Here is a 15,381-nt window from a genome sequence, read left to right as displayed (position 1 = left end):
AGCGGCGCGGCCGGGTCGGCGCCGAGGGCGAGGCCGGTCGTCAGGGCCGGGGCCGCGGCCCAGATGCCGAAGGCGGAGAGGCGGGCGATCGCCTCGTCCACCGTCAGCTCCTCGCGCTCGCCCGTGCGGCGGTCCTTCAGCTCCAGCACGCCCTCGGCCGCGCGGCGGCCGGCGACGAGGATCTTGGGGACGCCGATGAGCTCGGAGTCGGTGAACTTGACGCCCGGGGAGACGCCGGCGCGGTCGTCGACGAGGACGCGGAGGCCGGCGGCGGCGAGCTTGTCGGAGACCTCCAGGGCGAGCTCGGTCTGGAGCGCCTTGCCGGCGGCGACGACGTGGACGTCGGCGGGGGCGACCTCGGCGGGCCAGCACAGGCCCTTGTCGTCGGCGGTCTGCTCGGCGAGCGCCGCGACCGCGCGCGAGACGCCGACGCCGTACGAGCCCATGGTGACGCGGACGGGCTTGCCGTTCTGGCCCAGGACGTCGAGCTTGAGCGCGTCGGCGTACTTGCGGCCGAGCTGGAAGATGTGACCGATCTCGATCGCGCGGTCGAGCTTCAGACCGGTGCCGCACTTGGGGCAGGGGTCGCCGTCCTGGACGACGACCACGTCGACGTACTCGGAGACCTCGAAGTCACGGCCCGCCACGACGTTCTTGGCGTGCATGCCGTCCTTGTTGGCGCCGGTGATCCACGCGGTGCCGGGGGCGACGCGCGGGTCGGCGATGTACGTGACCTTCTCCAGGCCCTGCGGGCCGACGTAGCCGCGGACCAGGTCGGCGCGCTCGGCGAAGTCGGTCTCGGTGACCATCTCGACGGCGGCCGGGGCGAAGTGCGCCTCGACCTTGTCCATGTCGACCTCGCGGTCGCCGGGGACGCCGACGGCGACGATCGCGCCGTCGACCTTCACCAGGAGGTTCTTGAGCGTCGCGGAGGCCGGGACGCCGAGCGAGGCGGCGAGCGTCTCGATGGTCGGCGTGTCGGGGGTGGGGATCTCCTCGGCGGCCGGGACGGCGGAGCCGTCGACCGTCTTGAGCTCGTAGTACACCGCCTCGGTGTTGGCGGCGAAGTCGCAGTTGGGGCAGTCGGCGAAGGTGTCCTCGCCGGCCTCGGCGGGGGCGAGGAACTCCTCGGACTTGGAGCCGCCCATGGCGCCGGCCGTGGCGGCGCAGATGCGGTAGTCGAGGCCGAGGCGCTCGAAGATCCGCTGGTACGCCTGGCGGTGCAGGCCGTAGGAGGTGGTGAGGCCCTCGTCGTCGAGGTCGAAGGAGTACGAGTCCTTCATGAGGAACTCGCGGCCGCGCAGGATGCCGGCGCGGGGCCGGGCCTCGTCGCGGAACTTCGTCTGGATCTGGTAGAGGGTGACCGGCAGGTCCTTGTAGGAGGACGCCTGGTCCTTCACCAGGAGGGTGAAGATCTCCTCGTGGGTGGGGCCGAGGAGGTAGTCGCCGCCCTTGCGGTCCTGGAGGCGGAACAGCTCGGCGCCGTACTCGTCCCAGCGGCCGGTCGCCTCGTAGGGCTCACGGGGCAGCAGGGCGGGCAGGGAGACCTCCTGGGCGCCGATGGCGTCCATCTCCTCGCGGACGATGCGCTCGACGTTGGAGAGCACCTTCTTGCCGAGCGGCAGCCAGCTCCAGATGCCGGCGGCGGTGCGGCGGACGTAGCCCGCGCGGACGAGGAGCTTGTGGCTGAGGACCTCGGCGTCCGCCGGGTCGTCGCGCAGCGTCTTCGCCATCAACTGGGACATGCGCTGGACCGGTGCGTTGGCCATGGTTCTCGTACTCCTGCCGGGTAAGGGTGATGGCCCCGAGGTTAGCCGGGCGCCCCCGGCTCGGAGAAATCAGTTCCGGCGCTTGAGCGGCAGCGGGGCGCCCATGACCGCGTACGGGCGCGGTGCGCTCGGGAACAGGACGCGGCGGGCGAGGTCGGTGTAGCCGAGGGAGCGGTAGAGGCCGCGGGCCGGGCTCTCGGTGTCGATGGCGGAGAGGATGGAGCGCGGCAGCGCGGACTGGTCGGTGATGGTGGTGATCAGTCCGCGGCCGAGGCCCCGGCCCTGGTAGCCGGGGTGGACGTGGAGTTCGGTGATGACGAAGGAGTCGTCGAGCCAGCCCTCGTGCCCGCCGGCGCGCAGATACGGTTCGACGACCGTGGACCACCAGTGGGTGCGGTCGTTGGGCATCCCGTAGACGAAGCCGACGAGCCGCCCGTCGGGCGTGGTGGCCCCGTACGCGCGGGCGCCGGGGTTGAGCAGGTGGCGCACGACGATGTGGCGGCGTACGGCGATCTCCGCGGCGTCGAGACCGAAGGCGAGGGCCTGTACGGCGAGGGCTTCGTCGACCCGGGCGGCGAGGTCGACGGGAGCGATCACGACCTTCGTGTCATCCATGCGCTCATCCATGCGCCGCACCCTACAAGCACCCCTGGGCGTTCAGAACAGCACGCTCATGAAGGCGCCGACCTCCTGGAAGCCCACGCGCCGGTACGCGGCCCGGGCGGGGGCGTTGTAGTCGTTCACGTACAGGCTGACGACGGGCGCGACGTCGGCGAGGGCGTACTGGAGGACGGCGGCCATGCCGGTCTCGGAGAGGCCCTTGCCGCGGTGCTCGGGTGCCACCCAGACGCCCTGGATCTGGCAGGCCTGACGGGTGGCGGCGCCGATCTCGGCCTTGAACACGACCTTGCCGTCCTCGATGCGGGCGAAGGAGCGGCCGGAGCCGACGAGCTCGGCGACCCGGGCCTGGTAGAGCAGTCCGCCGTCGCCGGACATCGGGGAGATGCCGACCTCCTCGGTGAACATGGCCACGCACGCGGGCATGATCACCTCCATCTCGTCCTTGCGGACCCGGCGGACCAGCGGGTCGGGCTTCACGGTCGCGGAGGGCGCCTCGGCGGTCATGAGCGGCTGGTGGGCGCGGACGTCGCGGGCGGGGCCCCAGCCGGGTTCGAGGAGCCGCCAGAGCTGGGCGGTGGGTCCGGCGGGGCCGACGATGGACGAGCAGCGGCGGCCGACCCGGCGGGCCCGGTCGGCGAAGGCGCGGACGGCCTCGGGGGTGGCGCAGATGGGGACGAGGTTGGCACCGGAGTAGCAGAGCGAGGTCAGCATCCCGTCGCTGTACCAGCCCCACATCTCGCCGCCGAGCCGCCAGGGGTCGAGCCCGGCCATCTGGACGCGGGCCGTGACGAAGGCGTTCTCGACGGGGGCGCTGTCGAGCACGGCGAGCGCGGCGCCGAGGTCGGCGGGTTCGAGGACCCGCGTCGATGATTGCGTCAACACGTGGGGCCTCACCGTACGGTTCTGCTGGTCCTGGCACTGTACCCCCGTTTCCCGCTGCCGAGGGGTACGAAAAAAGCCCCTCCGTGGCGGAGGGGCTTCTTCGCGCGGGCGGTGCGGGCGGGCCGGTCAGCCGGCGACGGAGACGGTCGGCTCGCCGCTCATGACGCCGTCCTTCTCCATCTGCTCGGCGATCTTCATCGCCTCTTCGATGAGGGTCTCGACGATCTTCGACTCGGGGACGGTCTTGATGACCTCGCCCTTGACGAAGATCTGGCCCTTGCCGTTGCCGGAGGCGACGCCGAGGTCGGCCTCGCGGGCCTCGCCGGGGCCGTTGACGACGCAGCCCATGACGGCGACGCGGAGCGGCACCTCCATGCCCTCCAGGCCGGCGGTGACCTCCTCGGCGAGCTTGTAGACGTCGACCTGGGCGCGGCCGCAGGACGGGCAGGAGACGATCTCCAGGCGGCGCTGGCGCAGGTTGAGCGACTCCAGGATCTGGATGCCGACCTTGATCTCCTCGGCCGGCGGGGCGGAGAGGGAGACGCGGATGGTGTCGCCGATGCCCTCGGAGAGCAGCGCGCCGAAGGCGACGGCGGACTTGATGGTGCCCTGGAAGGCGGGGCCGGCCTCGGTGACGCCGAGGTGCAGCGGGTAGTCGCACTGGGCGGCGAGCTGGCGGTAGGCGTTGACCATCACGACCGGGTCGTTGTGCTTGACCGAGATCTTGATGTCGTGGAAGCCGTGCTCCTCGAAGAGGGACGCCTCCCAGAGGGCGGACTCGACGAGCGCCTCGGGGGTGGCCTTGCCGTACTTCGCGAGGAGCCGCGCGTCGAGCGAACCGGCGTTGACGCCGATCCGGATCGGGGTGCCGGCCGCGGAGGCCGCCTTGGCGATCTCCTTGACCTTGTCGTCGAACTGCTTGATGTTGCCGGGGTTGACGCGGACCGCGGCGCAGCCGGCGTCGATGGCGGCGAAGACGTACTTCGGCTGGAAGTGGATGTCGGCGATGACCGGGATCTGCGACTTCTTCGCGATGGTGGCGAGGGCGTCGGCGTCGTCCTGGGTGGGGCAGGCCACGCGCACGATCTGGCAGCCGGAGGCGGTCAGCTCGGCGATCTGCTGAAGCGTGGCGCCGATGTCGGACGTGCGGGTGGTGGTCATCGACTGCACCGACACGGGGGCGTCGCCTCCGACGGCCACCGATCCGACCTGGATCTGGCGGCTCTTGCGCCGTTCGGCGAGCCGGGTCGGAACGGTCGGGATACCGAGAGAGATCGCGGTCATCAGCTGTACAACCCCAAGGTGTGGTTCATCGGGCTCAGGTCTCCGAGATTACCGTCCCGGCGGCGGGTGGCCGGACACCGCACGGCATCCGGCCACCCGGCGTCGCCGGGACGCGGCACGGCCGGTCAGGTGATCTTGACCGGGTTGACGATGTCGGCGACGAGGACGAGCAGGGTGAAGCAGACGAACACGCCTGCGACGACGTACGCGGCCGGCATCAGCTTGGCGACGTCGAACGGGCCCGGGTCGGGCCGCTTGAAGATCCGGGCGACGTGCCGGCGCAGCGACTCCCACAGGGCGCCGGCGATGTGGCCGCCGTCGAGCGGGAGCAGCGGGAGCATGTTGAACAGGAACAGCGACACGTTGAACATGACCAGCAGGTTCATGAACATGACCAGGATGGTCTTCTTCGGCGCGTCCAGGGTCATCAGCTCGCCGGTGATGCGGGCGGCGCCGATGACGCCGACGGGCGAGTCGGCGGCGCGCTTGCCGTCGCCGAAGGCGGCGTCCCACAGGCCGGGGATCTTGCCGGGCAGCGCGATGACGGACTTGACGCCGGCCTTCATCTGCTCGGTCATCCGGTCGGCGGACTGGCCGAAGGTGAGCGGCAGGACCTCGGTCTTGGAGGCGAAGCCGAGGTAGCCGGCGGGGACGGTCTGGAGCGGCTGGACGACCCGGCCGTCGGCGTCCTTCTTGTAGACCTCGTTCTTCAGCAGGACCGGGTGGAGGTCGATCCGCTGTCCGGCGCGCTCGACGGTCACCGTGGCGGGGCCGATGGTGGCGCGGATGTGGTCGGACAGGGTGTTCCAGTCGGCGACCGGGGTGCCGTTGAAGGCGACGATCCTGTCGCCCTCCTTGAGCCCGGCGGCGTACGCGGGCGAGACCGGGTCGCCGGCCTGGCACTTCTCGCGCTTGCTGTCGGCGGCGATGACGCACTTCTGGACGCCCGCGACCTTGGTCGTCTGGGTCTCGAAGCCGATGGCCATGGCGCTGCCGAAGAACAGCACGACGGCGAGCACCAGGTTCATGAAGGGTCCGGCGAACATGACGATGACGCGCTTCCACGGCTTGCGCGTGTAGAAGAGCCGGTCCTCGTCACCGGGCTGGAGCTCCTCGAAGGAGGCCTCTCGGGCGTCCTCGATCATGGACCGCCAGGGGGAGGTCGAGCGGGCCTCGATCCGCCCGTCCTTGCCGGGCGGGAACATGCCGATCATGCGGATGTAGCCGCCCGCGGGGATGGCCTTGAAGCCGTACTCGGTCTCGCCCTTCTTCCGCGACCAGACGGTGGGGCCGAAGCCGACCATGTACTGCGGGACGCGGATGCCGAACAGCTTGGCCGTGGAGAGGTGGCCGAGCTCGTGCCAGGCGATGGAGACGAGCAGACCCAGCGCGAACAGCACCAGGCCGAGTACGTACAGGAAAACCGTCATGCGCGCGCCTCCGCGATTGCCTTCGCCGCGAGTTCCCGGGCCCGGGCCCGTGCCCAGGTCTCCGCTTCCAGGACGTCCGACACCGTGAGCGAGGTTCCCGTGCCCGGGTCCCCGTGCTCGGTGACGACTGCGGTGACCGTATCCATGATTCCGTTGAACGGCAGCTTTCCGGCGAGGAAGGCGTCCACGCACTCCTCGTTGGCGGCGTTGAAGACGGCGGGCGCGGTGCCGCCGAGCGTGCCGACGTGCCGGGCGAGGTTCACGGACGGGAACGCGTCGTTGTCGAGGGGGAAGAACTCCCACGTGGACGCCGTGGACCAGTCGAAGGCGGGAGCGGCGTCGGGGACCCGCTCGGGCCAGCCGATGCCGATGGCGATCGGGCCGCGCATGTCGGGCGGGGTGGCCTGGGCGAGGGTGGAGCCGTCGGTGAACTCGACCATCGAGTGCACGTACGACTGCGGGTGGACGACGACCTCGATGCGGTCGAACGGGATGTCGTAGAGGAGATGGGCCTCGATGACCTCCAGGCCCTTGTTGACCAGGGTCGCGCTGTTGACCGTGATGACCGGGCCCATGGCCCAGGTGGGGTGGGCGAGCGCGTCCTCGCGGGTCACGTTCGCCAGCTGGTCGCGGGTACGGCCGCGGAACGGGCCTCCGGAGGCGGTGACGACCAGCTTGCGGACGTCGGCGCGGGTGCCGGCGGCGAGCGCCTGGAAGAGGGCCGCGTGCTCGGAGTCGACCGGGATGATCTGGCCCGGCTTGGCCAGCGCCTTCACCAGCGGGCCGCCGACGATCAGCGACTCCTTGTTGGCGAGCGCGAGGGTCCGGCCGGCCTCCAGGGCGGCGAGGGTGGGCGCGAGGCCGATGGAGCCGGTGATGCCGTTGAGGACGGTGTGGCACGGGGACGCGGCGAGGTGGGTGGCCGCGTCCGGGCCGGCGAGGATCTCGGGCAGCCGCTCGGAGCCGTACAGCGCCTTCAGGGCCGTACGCAGCTCCTCGGCAGCGTCCTCGCGGGCGACCGCCACCGCCTCGACCTTCAGCCGGTGCGCCTGCTCGGCGAGCAGCCCGATCCGGCCGCCGGAGGCGGCGAGGGCGGTGACCCGGAACCGGTCGGGGTTGCGCAGGACCAGGTCGATGGCCTGGGTGCCGATGGACCCGGTGGAGCCGAGGACGACGATGTCCCGGCGTCCTTCGGACACGTCGAAGGCGATGTGCGGGTCGGCGAGAGGAGAGGGGCGGTCGCTCATGCCCCCCATTCTTGCCGCAAAGACCGAGCGCCTTTCACAGCCCCCGGGCGAAGTCGCCGAAGACCGTGTGGAAGTCCGGGAAGGTCTTCTTCACGCAGCCGGGGTCGTCGTAGGTCACGCCGGGGGTGCGCAGCGCGGTGACCGCGAAGGACATCACGATGCGGTGGTCGCCGTGGGTGGCGATCTCCACCGGTCCGCGCGGGGTCCCGGGCCGGATCTCGATCCAGTCGGGGCCGGTCTCGACGTCGATGCCGAGCCGGCGCAGGTTCTCGGCGCAGGCGTCGAGCCGGTCGCACTCCTTGACCCGGGTGTTGGCGACGTCCTCGATGCGGACCGGCCCGTCGGCGAAGGGGGCGAGGGCGGCGAGGGTCGGCATGGTGTCGGAGATGTCGCGCATGTTGACGGTGAGGCCGCGCAGGCCGCCGGTGGAGCGGACGGTGGTCCGGTCCTCGGCGACCGTCACGTCGGCCCCCATGCGGGCCAGCACGTCGACGAAGCCGAGGTCGCCCTGGAGGGCGCCGGCGCCCAGGCCGGGGACGGTGACCTCGGCGCCGGGGACGAGGGCGGCCGCGGCGAAGAAGTACGAGGAGGTGGAGGCGTCCGGCTCGATGGCGTAGGTGGTGGCGCGGTAGCCGGTGGGCGCGACGGTGTACGTACGGGTGCGGCCGTCGGCGCCGTCCTCGCGGGTGATCTCGGCGCCGAAGCTCCGCATCATCGCGAGGGTGATCTCGACGTACGGCTCCGAGACCAGGTCCGTGACGGTGATCGCGAGGCCCTCGGCGGTGAGCGGGCCGAGCATGAGGAGCGCCGTCAGGTACTGGGAGGACTGGCCGGCGTCGAGGCGGAGCGCGCCGCCCTTGATGCCGCGGCCGGTGACGGTGAGCGGGTGGTGGCCCTCCCGCTCGCCGTGCGCGAGGTCGACGCCGAGCTCGCGCAGCGCGGTCGAGAGCGGGCCGAGCGGGCGGCGGCGCATCTGGGCGGAGGCGTCGAAGCGGAAGGTGCCGTGCCCGGCGGCGACGAGCGCGGGCAGGAAGCGGGCGGTGGTGGCGCCGTCGCGGCAGTAGACGTCGGCCTCGGCGACGGCGGGCCCGGCGGGCCGGCCCTCGATGTGCCAGGCGCCGGGCTCCTGCCGTACGGCGTAGCCGAGGGCCCTGAGTCCTTCCACGAAGCCTTCGCTGTCGTCGGAGTGGAGCGGCCGGAGCAGGGTGGTGGTGCCTGCGGCCGCGGCGGCGAGGAAGAGGGCGCGGGCGGTGACGGACTTGGAGCCGGGGATGTCGATGACGGTCACGCCGGTCATCCTGCCGTGGCGGGCGGAACGGCGGGGGTCCCGTCCGGAAACTGGACGGGACCCTGACGTTCTTCTGTAGGACCGGTCAGGCGATCGGGCGGTGCACGTTCTCCCTGGCCGAAGGTCCTGGCGTGGTGTCGGCGATCCACGGGCCGTCGCCGCTGGGGTCGAGGATGCCCTCCTCCAGCCAGGTGTACGAGCCGGCGAGCACGCCGTCGACGACCTTGCGGTCCAGGTCGTCGGTGTTGGCCCAGAGCCGGCCGAACAGCTCGGCGATCCGCAGCCGGGCCTGGCGGCAGAAGACGTCGGCGAGCTGGTGGGCCTCGCGGCCGTGGTCGCCGGTGGTGCGCAGGAGTTCGGCGCGCACGCAGGCGGCGCTCATCGCGAAGAGTTCGGCGCCGATGTCGACGATCCGGCCGAGGAACGCCTGCTTGAGCTCCATCTTCCCCTGCCAGCGGGACATCGCGTAGAAGGTGGAGCGGGCGAGCTTGCGGGAGGTGCGCTCGACGTACCGGAGGTGGCCGGCGAGCTCGCCGAACTCGCTGTACGCGCCCGGCAGTTGACCCTGTCCGGCGACGAGCTGCGGCAGCCATCGGGCGTAGAAGCCGCCGGCCCGGGCGCCGGCCTTCGCCTTGTCGGCGAGGGCCTTGTCGGGGTCGATGATGTCGCCGGCGACGGCGAGGTGGGCGTCGACGGCCTCCCGTGCGATCAGCAGGTGCATGATCTCGGTGGAGCCCTCGAAGATCCGGTTGATGCGCAGGTCGCGCAGGAGCTGTTCGGCGGGGACCGCGCGTTCGCCGCGGGCGGCGAGCGAGTCGGCGGTCTCGTAGCCGCGGCCGCCGCGGATCTGGACGAGGTCGTCGGCGATCCGCCAGGCCATCTCGGAGCCGTACAGCTTGGCGAGGGCGGCCTCGATGCGGATGTCGTTGCGGTCCTCGTCGGCCATCTGGGAGGCGAGGTCGACGACGGCCTCCAGGGCGAAGGCGGTGGCGGCGATGAAGGAGATCTTGGTGCCGACGGCCTCGTGCCGGGCGACCGGCTTGCCCCACTGCTCGCGTTCGGCGGCCCATTCGCGGGCGATCTTCAGGCACCACTTGCCGGCGCCGGCGCAGGCGGCGGGCAGCGAGAGCCGGCCGGTGTTGAGGGTGGTCAGCGCGATCTTGAGGCCGGCGCCCTCGGGGCCGATGCGCTGTGCGGCCGGGACCCTGACCTGGTGGAAGCGGGTGACGCCGTTCTCCAGGCCGCGCAGGCCCATGAAGGCGTTGCGGTGCTCGACGGTGATGCCGGGCGAGTCCGCCTCGACGACGAAGGCGGTGATGCCGCCCTTGTGGCCCTCGGAGGCGGGGACGCGGGCCATGACGACGAGCAGGTCGGCGATGACGCCGTTGGTGGTCCACAGCTTCACGCCGTCGAGGACGTAGGCGTCGTCGCCGTCGGGGACGGCGGTGGTGGCGAGCCGGGCGGGGTCGGAGCCGACGTCGGGCTCGGTGAGCAGGAAGGCGGAGATGGCGCCGGCGGCGAGCCGGGGCAGGAAGGCGTCCTTCTGCTCCTGGGTGCCGAAGATCTTCAGCGGCTGCGGTACGCCGATCGACTGGTGCGCGGAGAGCAGCGCGCCGAGCGCGGGGCTGACGGAGCCGACGAGGGCGAGGGCCCGGTTGTAGTACAGCTGGGTGAGGCCGAGCCCGCCGTACTTCGGGTCGATCTTCATCCCGAAGGCGCCGAGTTCGCGCAGGCCGGCGATGGTCTCGTCGGGGATGCGGGCCTCGCGCTCGATGCGGGCGCCGTCGACCTCGCTCCGGCAGAAGGCGCGCAGCCGGTCGAGGAACGCCTCGCCGCGCCGGACGTCCTCGTCGGCGGGCAGCGGGTGCGGATGGATGAGGTCGAGGCGGAACCGGCCGAGGAAGAGTTCCTTGGCGAAGCTGGGTTTGCGCCAGTCCTGCTCGCGCGCTGCCTCGGCGACCTGCCGGGCCTCGCGTTCGCTGACCTTGGGCGGCCGCTGGGTGGGTGCGGACATGAGGAGGCTCACCTCGCCGCTCGTCGGGGCATGGGGCTACTCCCCGTCGTACCCGATATCCCACGGTTCGGAAAGACGAGCGGAGCGGGTGCGGACCCGGCTAGGGTCCGCGGCATGTCACAGCCGATCAAGCTCGTCGTCCACATCACCACGCTGCCCGGCAGGGGCGCCGACCAGGTCGCCGCCTTCGAGCGGCTCGCGCCGCTGGTGCGCGCCGAGGAGGGGTGCCTGCGGTACGACCTGCACCGGGTCGCCGACGACCCGGACCGGTTCGTCATCCTGGAGCGCTGGGCCTCGGCCGAGGCGCTCGCCGCGCACGACGCGGCCCCGCACATGGCGGAGGCCGCCGTGGCGAACAAGGCGTTCCGGGCGGGCCCGGCGGAGGCCGTCGTGCTCGTCGACGCGCCCGTCGCCTGACCGCGGGAAAGGAGACGGCCCGAGCCCCCGCACAGTGGGCTCGGGCCGTCGGCCTGTGAGTACGGAGTCGTTGCTCCGTACGGATCAGAGCGCCAGGCCCGTGAGGACCATGACCCGCTCGTAGGTGTAGTCGTCCATGGCGAACTTGACGCCCTCGCGGCCGACGCCGGAGCGCTTGGCGCCGCCGTACGGCATCTGGTCGGCGCGGTAGGACGGGACGTCGCCGACGATCACGCCGCCGACCTCGAGGGCGCGGTGGGCGCGGAAGGCGGTCTGCAGGTCGTGGGTGAAGACACCCGCCTGGAGGCCGAAGTCCGAGTCGTTGACCGCGGCGAACGCCTCGGCCTCGCCGTCGACCTTGGTGACCGTGAGGACCGGGCCGAAGACCTCGGCGCGGGCCAGGGTGACACCGGCCGGGAGCTCGGTGAGGACGGTCGGGGCGTAGGTGGCGCCCTCGCGCTTGCCGCCGGCGAGCAGCTTGGCGCCGGCCGCGACGGCCTCGTCCACCCAGGACTCGACGCGCTTGGCGGCGTTCTCGTCGACGAGCGGGCCGACGTCGGTGGCGTCGTCCGCCGGGTCACCGGTGACCTGGGCCTCGACCGCGGCGACGATCTTCGGCAGCAGGCGGTCGTAGACGGAGGCGTCCGCGATCACGCGCTGCACGGAGATGCAGGACTGGCCGCCCTGGTAGTTGGAGAAGGTCGCGATGCGGGTCGCGGCCCAGTCCAGGTCGGCCTCGGAGGACCAGTCGGACAGCACGACGGCGGCGGCGTTGCCGCCGAGCTCCAGGGTGCAGTGCTTGTGCGGCACGGACTGCTGGATGGCGTAGCCGACGGTGTCCGAGCCGGTGAAGGAGATGACCGGGAGGCGCTCGTCCTGGACCAGGGCGGGCATGCGGTCGTTCGGCACGGTCAGGATCGACCAGGAGCCGGCCGGCAGGTCGGTCTCGGCCAGGATCTCGCCCAGGATCAGCGAGGAGATCGGGGTCGACGGGGCCGGCTTGAGGATGATCGGGGCACCGACGGCGATGGCCGGGGCGACCTTGTGGGCGCTGAGGTTCAGCGGGAAGTTGAACGGCGCGATGCCGAGCACGACACCCTTGGGGATACGGCGGGTCAGCGCGAGGCGGCCCACGCCGCCGGCCTCGGTGTCGAGACGCTGGGCCTCGCCGGCGTTCCAGCGGCGCGCCTCCTCGGCGGCGAAGCGGAACACGGACACGGCACGGCCGACCTCGCCGCGGGCCCACTTGATCGGCTTGCCGTTCTCGGCGGAGATCAGCTGGGCGATCTCCTCGGTGCGCTCGGCGAGCCGCTTCGACACGTGGTCGAGGGCGGCGGCGCGGACATGCGCCGGGGTCGCGGCGAACTCGTCGACGACGGCGTGCGCGGCGGCGACGGCCTCCTCGACCTGGGCCTCGGTGGGCACGCTGACCTTGCCGACCAGACGTCCGTCGTACGAGTTCGTGACGTCGAAGGTGGCCTCGCCGGTGGCCTCACGGCCGGCGAGCCAGAAGGCGTGGGTGGTCGTCATTGCGTCCCGGCCCTTTCCGTATCGGGGTGCGAGCGGTTGCTCTGGTGACACCGTAGGGCCGGGCGGGCCGCCGGACGCTTGTCCGGTGTGGAGTGGTGCGCCGGCCGCTCCTGTCCGCTTTGGCCGAAGCGGTCGTGCGGCGCACACGTGTTCACCGGCACGGAGGAGCGGTGGTCACCCGCGCCGCTCCGTCGACACGATCAGGCCCACCCCGACCACGACGATCGCGCCGCCGAGGACGATCGGCCAGCTCAGCGCCTCGTTCAGGATCAGCGCGCCGAGGGCGACGGCGACGACCGGGTTCACGTAGGCGTAGGTGGCGACGAGCGAGAGCGGCGCGGTCTGCAGGAGCCAGGCGTACGCGGTGAAGGCGATCAGCGAGCCGAACACGATCAGGTACGCGAAGCCCACCCAGGAGCGGGTGGACACCGCGGCCAGGTCGAGGCCGTGCTGCTCGCCGCGCAGCAGACCGACTCCGAGGCCGCCGAGGCCGCCGGCCAGCATCTCGTACACGCTGGCGGTGAAGGGGTTCGCGGGCATCGGCAGCCGGGACGAGGAGAAGGAGCCGATGGACCAGCTGAGGGCCCCGACGATCACCAGGACCACCCCGCTCACCTTCACCTCGCCGCTGAGCCCCGGCAGCGTCAGCACGGCGAGCCCGCCGAGTCCGACCAGCACTCCCGCGATCCCGCCCGCGGTCGGCCGCTCCCCGGCCAGCGCTTTCAGCATCACCACGAACACGGGCACGACGGCGATGAGCAGCGCGGCGAGCCCGGACGGCACGGACGTCTCGGCGAGCACGACGAACATGTTGCCGCCGAGGAGCAGCAGCAGGCCGACCGCCGCGGCGGACGCCAGCTGCCGCGGGCTCACCTTGAGCGCCCCGATCCCCTGCCGCCAGGCGATGATCCCGGCCAGGACGATCCCGGCGACCACGAACCGCGCCCCGGCGGACAGGAACGGCGGCAGCGTCTCGACCACGACCCGGATCGCGAGGTACGTGGAGCCCCACACGACGTACACGATGGCGAGCGCGGCCCAGACGGCGGTGGGGATGCGGCGGGGCGCGGGGGCCGCGGGGAGGGGAGCGGAGGGCTGGGTCCGGGAGGCCGGGGCGTCGGCGGCAGGGCTTGTCATGACCAGGAGATTAGGCGCTTCGGCGGCCGTTGATCCAGAAATCTGCCCGGGATCGGGCAGGATCGGGGAAATTCGCGCTCCCGCGAGCGTCTACTCCGCTCCCGTCCCCGTCGCCTTCAGCGCCAGCCACAGCTCCATCCGCACGTCCGGGTCGTCCAGCGAGCGGCCCAGGATCTCCTCCACCCGCCGCATCCGGTAGCGCAGCGTGTGGCGGTGGACGCCCAGGTCGGCGGCGGCCGCGTCCCACTGGCCGTGGCGGGAGAGCCAGGCGCGCAGCGAGGCGACGAGGTCGCCGCGGCCCGTGGCGTCGTGCTCGTAGAGGGCGCGCAGCAGGCCGTCGGCGAAGGCGCGGACGGCGTCGTCGGCGAGGAGGGGGAGCACGGAGCCGGCGGCGAGTTCCTCGTGCTCGACGAGGGAACGGCCGCGGCGGCGGGCCACCGACAGGGCCTGTTCGGCCTGCTTGTAGGCGGCGGACGCGGCGATGGGGCCGGTCGGGGCGGAGAGGCCGACGACGAGTCCGGTCTCCTCGGCCTCGCGGTTGGCGTACGCCTCGCACGCGGTGACCACCGCTCCCCCGTCGCCCGCCAGGACGACCAGCCGTTCGCCGCCCTCCGGGCCGTCCGGCACGGTGAGGACGGACTCGCCCGCCCGGGCCGCCGCGGCCTCCAGGGACTCCGCGAACACCGCGAGCGGCGTCTCGCCCTCCCGGGCCGCCGCCTCCGTGGTCGCCGGCTCGGCGATGAGCAGCCGGAACGGCGCGTCGAGCAGCCCGCCGTACAGGTCGCCCGCCACCGCGCGGGCGTGGTCGGGCTGCCCGGCGAGGAGCATCCGCAGCACGGCCGCGCCGAGCCGCTGCTCGGCGGCCTGGAGCGAGCGGGACCGTTCCGTCGTCAGCGTGAGCAGCGCGATCGCGGAGTGCACGGCGTAGCGCTCGGCGGTGCCGAGGGGCGCGCCGGTGCCGACCGCGAGCGCCCCGCGCACCCGCCGCCCGGTGCCGAGCGACTGGAGCTCGACCCGGTCGTCGGTGCCGCCGACGACGGCGCTGGCGGGCGCGGGCCGTTCCCGGAGGCGTTCGACGTCGGGGGTGAGCCGGGCGGCCCGGCGCGCCGCCCATTCGGGCGACACGGCGAGGACGGTGCCGGAGGTGTCGTACAGCGCGGCCCAGCCGTCCACGTGCGCCGCGAGCCGCGCGACGACGGCGTCCGGCCCCTCGGCGAGCGCGGCCCGGGTCAGTTCGCGCTGCGCCTCGAAGCCGGCGGTCACGGCCCGGTACTGGTCGGCGGCGATGGCCGCCGACACCGCCTTGCTGATGGCGAGGAACGGCGTCCGCCGCGGCACTTCCAGCAGCGGCAGGTGCTCCTCGCGGGCCGCTTCGAGCAGCGCCGCCGGAATGGCCTCGTGGTTGACGCCGACCGCGAAGCCGAGCCCGACCACTCCGGCGCCGAGCAGCCGCCGCACGTAGCGCCGCATCGCCTCGGGGTCCTCGGCGTCGAGGGTGAGGGCGGTGGTGAGCAGCAGTTCGCCGCCCTCCATATAGGGGACGGGGTCGGCGAGCTCGCTGACGTGCGCCCAGCGGACGGGCGTGTCGAGTCGGTCCTCACCGGCGCGGACGGTGAGTTTGAGCGCCGAGTGCTGGACGAGCGAGGCGAGGGTGGGCGGCATTGGGGACCGTCGGACCTTAAGGGGAGGGGAGGGCGCGGTCGGTGCTCTCCTGCCGGCAGAACGGGATCCAGCCCGGATACCGGTTGACGCCGTCGATCGT

The 15,381-nt window shown here is 72.5% G+C and carries 11 protein-coding genes and 1 pseudogene; 1 reads left to right on the top strand and 11 read right to left on the bottom strand.

Going from position 1 to position 15,381, the window contains the following annotated elements; genetic code table 11:
- Positions 1–71 precede the first annotated feature (71 nt).
- The 8 genes and pseudogenes from ACWEJX_RS35470 to ACWEJX_RS35435 all read right to left on the bottom strand — a co-directional run.
- Positions 72–1,769, bottom strand: a pseudogene (locus tag ACWEJX_RS35470) (proline--tRNA ligase); the annotation flags it as partial.
- Positions 1,770–1,838: 69 nt separating this feature from the next.
- Complete coding sequence (locus ACWEJX_RS35465; RefSeq protein ID WP_451611532.1) at positions 1,839–2,384, bottom strand: GNAT family N-acetyltransferase; 546 nt, start codon at positions 2,382–2,384, stop codon at positions 1,839–1,841.
- A gap of 42 nt (positions 2,385–2,426) precedes the next feature.
- On the bottom strand, positions 2,427–3,272 hold the full coding sequence (locus ACWEJX_RS35460; protein WP_451611531.1) for a GNAT family N-acetyltransferase: 846 nt from the start codon (positions 3,270–3,272) through the stop codon (positions 2,427–2,429).
- Between the two features lie 126 nt (positions 3,273–3,398).
- Positions 3,399–4,556 (bottom strand): flavodoxin-dependent (E)-4-hydroxy-3-methylbut-2-enyl-diphosphate synthase, encoded by a 1,158-nt coding sequence (ispG, locus tag ACWEJX_RS35455; protein ID WP_451611530.1) that lies wholly within the window; start codon positions 4,554–4,556, stop codon positions 3,399–3,401.
- A 125-nt stretch (positions 4,557–4,681) separates the two neighbouring features.
- Complete coding sequence (locus ACWEJX_RS35450; protein ID WP_451611529.1) at positions 4,682–5,986, bottom strand: M50 family metallopeptidase; 1,305 nt, start codon at positions 5,984–5,986, stop codon at positions 4,682–4,684.
- Positions 5,983–7,233 carry a 1-deoxy-D-xylulose-5-phosphate reductoisomerase gene (dxr, locus tag ACWEJX_RS35445; RefSeq protein ID WP_451611528.1) on the bottom strand — a complete coding sequence of 417 codons (1,251 nt, stop codon included), beginning with the start codon at positions 7,231–7,233 and terminating at the stop codon, positions 5,983–5,985. Before dxr ends, ACWEJX_RS35450 begins: the two co-directional genes overlap by 4 nt.
- A 34-nt stretch (positions 7,234–7,267) precedes the next feature.
- Entirely contained in the window at positions 7,268–8,521 is a 1,254-nt protein-coding gene (gene aroA, locus ACWEJX_RS35440) for a 3-phosphoshikimate 1-carboxyvinyltransferase (protein ID WP_451611527.1), read from the bottom strand.
- An 85-nt stretch (positions 8,522–8,606) separates the two neighbouring features.
- Complete coding sequence (locus tag ACWEJX_RS35435) at positions 8,607–10,535, bottom strand: acyl-CoA dehydrogenase family protein (protein WP_451611526.1); 1,929 nt, start codon at positions 10,533–10,535, stop codon at positions 8,607–8,609.
- Between the two features lie 114 nt (positions 10,536–10,649).
- Here ACWEJX_RS35435 and ACWEJX_RS35430 point away from each other — a divergent pair, with 114 nt between their 5' ends.
- Positions 10,650–10,952 (top strand): putative quinol monooxygenase, encoded by a 303-nt coding sequence (locus ACWEJX_RS35430; protein WP_451611525.1) that lies wholly within the window; start codon positions 10,650–10,652, stop codon positions 10,950–10,952.
- A gap of 84 nt (positions 10,953–11,036) precedes the next feature.
- Here the strand turns inward: ACWEJX_RS35430 and ACWEJX_RS35425 are convergent, their stop codons facing one another.
- From ACWEJX_RS35425 to ACWEJX_RS35415, 3 genes are all read right to left on the bottom strand, one after another.
- The gene (locus ACWEJX_RS35425) at positions 11,037–12,482 is read right to left on the bottom strand and encodes an aldehyde dehydrogenase family protein (protein WP_451611524.1); all 1,446 of its coding nucleotides are present in this window, start codon (positions 12,480–12,482) and stop codon (positions 11,037–11,039) included.
- A 174-nt stretch (positions 12,483–12,656) separates the two neighbouring features.
- On the bottom strand, positions 12,657–13,619 hold the full coding sequence (locus ACWEJX_RS35420; protein WP_451611523.1) for an EamA family transporter: 963 nt from the start codon (positions 13,617–13,619) through the stop codon (positions 12,657–12,659).
- A 90-nt stretch (positions 13,620–13,709) separates the two neighbouring features.
- Entirely contained in the window at positions 13,710–15,281 is a 1,572-nt protein-coding gene (locus tag ACWEJX_RS35415) for a PucR family transcriptional regulator (RefSeq protein ID WP_451611522.1), read from the bottom strand.
- Positions 15,282–15,381: the final 100 nt, after the last annotated feature.

The sequence above is a fragment of the Streptomyces sp. NPDC004788 genome (assembly GCF_053601115.1).
The sequence above is the reverse complement of the archived record's forward strand: the minus strand, read 5'-3'. Positions and strand labels throughout refer to the sequence as shown.

Bases quoted from the DNA above. Each gene is read 5' to 3' on its own strand.
- ACWEJX_RS35415 (WP_451611522.1), bottom strand. From the start codon at position 15,281: ATGCCGCCCACCCTCGCCTCGCTCGTCCAGCACTCGGCGCTCAAACTC.
- ACWEJX_RS35425 (WP_451611524.1), bottom strand. From the start codon at position 12,482: ATGACGACCACCCACGCCTTCTGGCTCGCCGGCCGTGAGGCCACCGGC.
- ACWEJX_RS35465 (WP_451611532.1), bottom strand. From the start codon at position 2,384: ATGGATGACACGAAGGTCGTGATCGCTCCCGTCGACCTCGCCGCCCGG.
- ACWEJX_RS35450 (WP_451611529.1), bottom strand. From the start codon at position 5,986: ATGACGGTTTTCCTGTACGTACTCGGCCTGGTGCTGTTCGCGCTGGGT.
- dxr (WP_451611528.1), bottom strand. From the start codon at position 7,233: ATGAGCGACCGCCCCTCTCCTCTCGCCGACCCGCACATCGCCTTCGAC.
- ACWEJX_RS35435 (WP_451611526.1), bottom strand. From the start codon at position 10,535: ATGTCCGCACCCACCCAGCGGCCGCCCAAGGTCAGCGAACGCGAGGCC.
- ACWEJX_RS35420 (WP_451611523.1), bottom strand. From the start codon at position 13,619: ATGACAAGCCCTGCCGCCGACGCCCCGGCCTCCCGGACCCAGCCCTCC.
- ispG (WP_451611530.1), bottom strand. From the start codon at position 4,556: ATGACCGCGATCTCTCTCGGTATCCCGACCGTTCCGACCCGGCTCGCC.
- ACWEJX_RS35430 (WP_451611525.1), top strand. From the start codon at position 10,650: ATGTCACAGCCGATCAAGCTCGTCGTCCACATCACCACGCTGCCCGGC.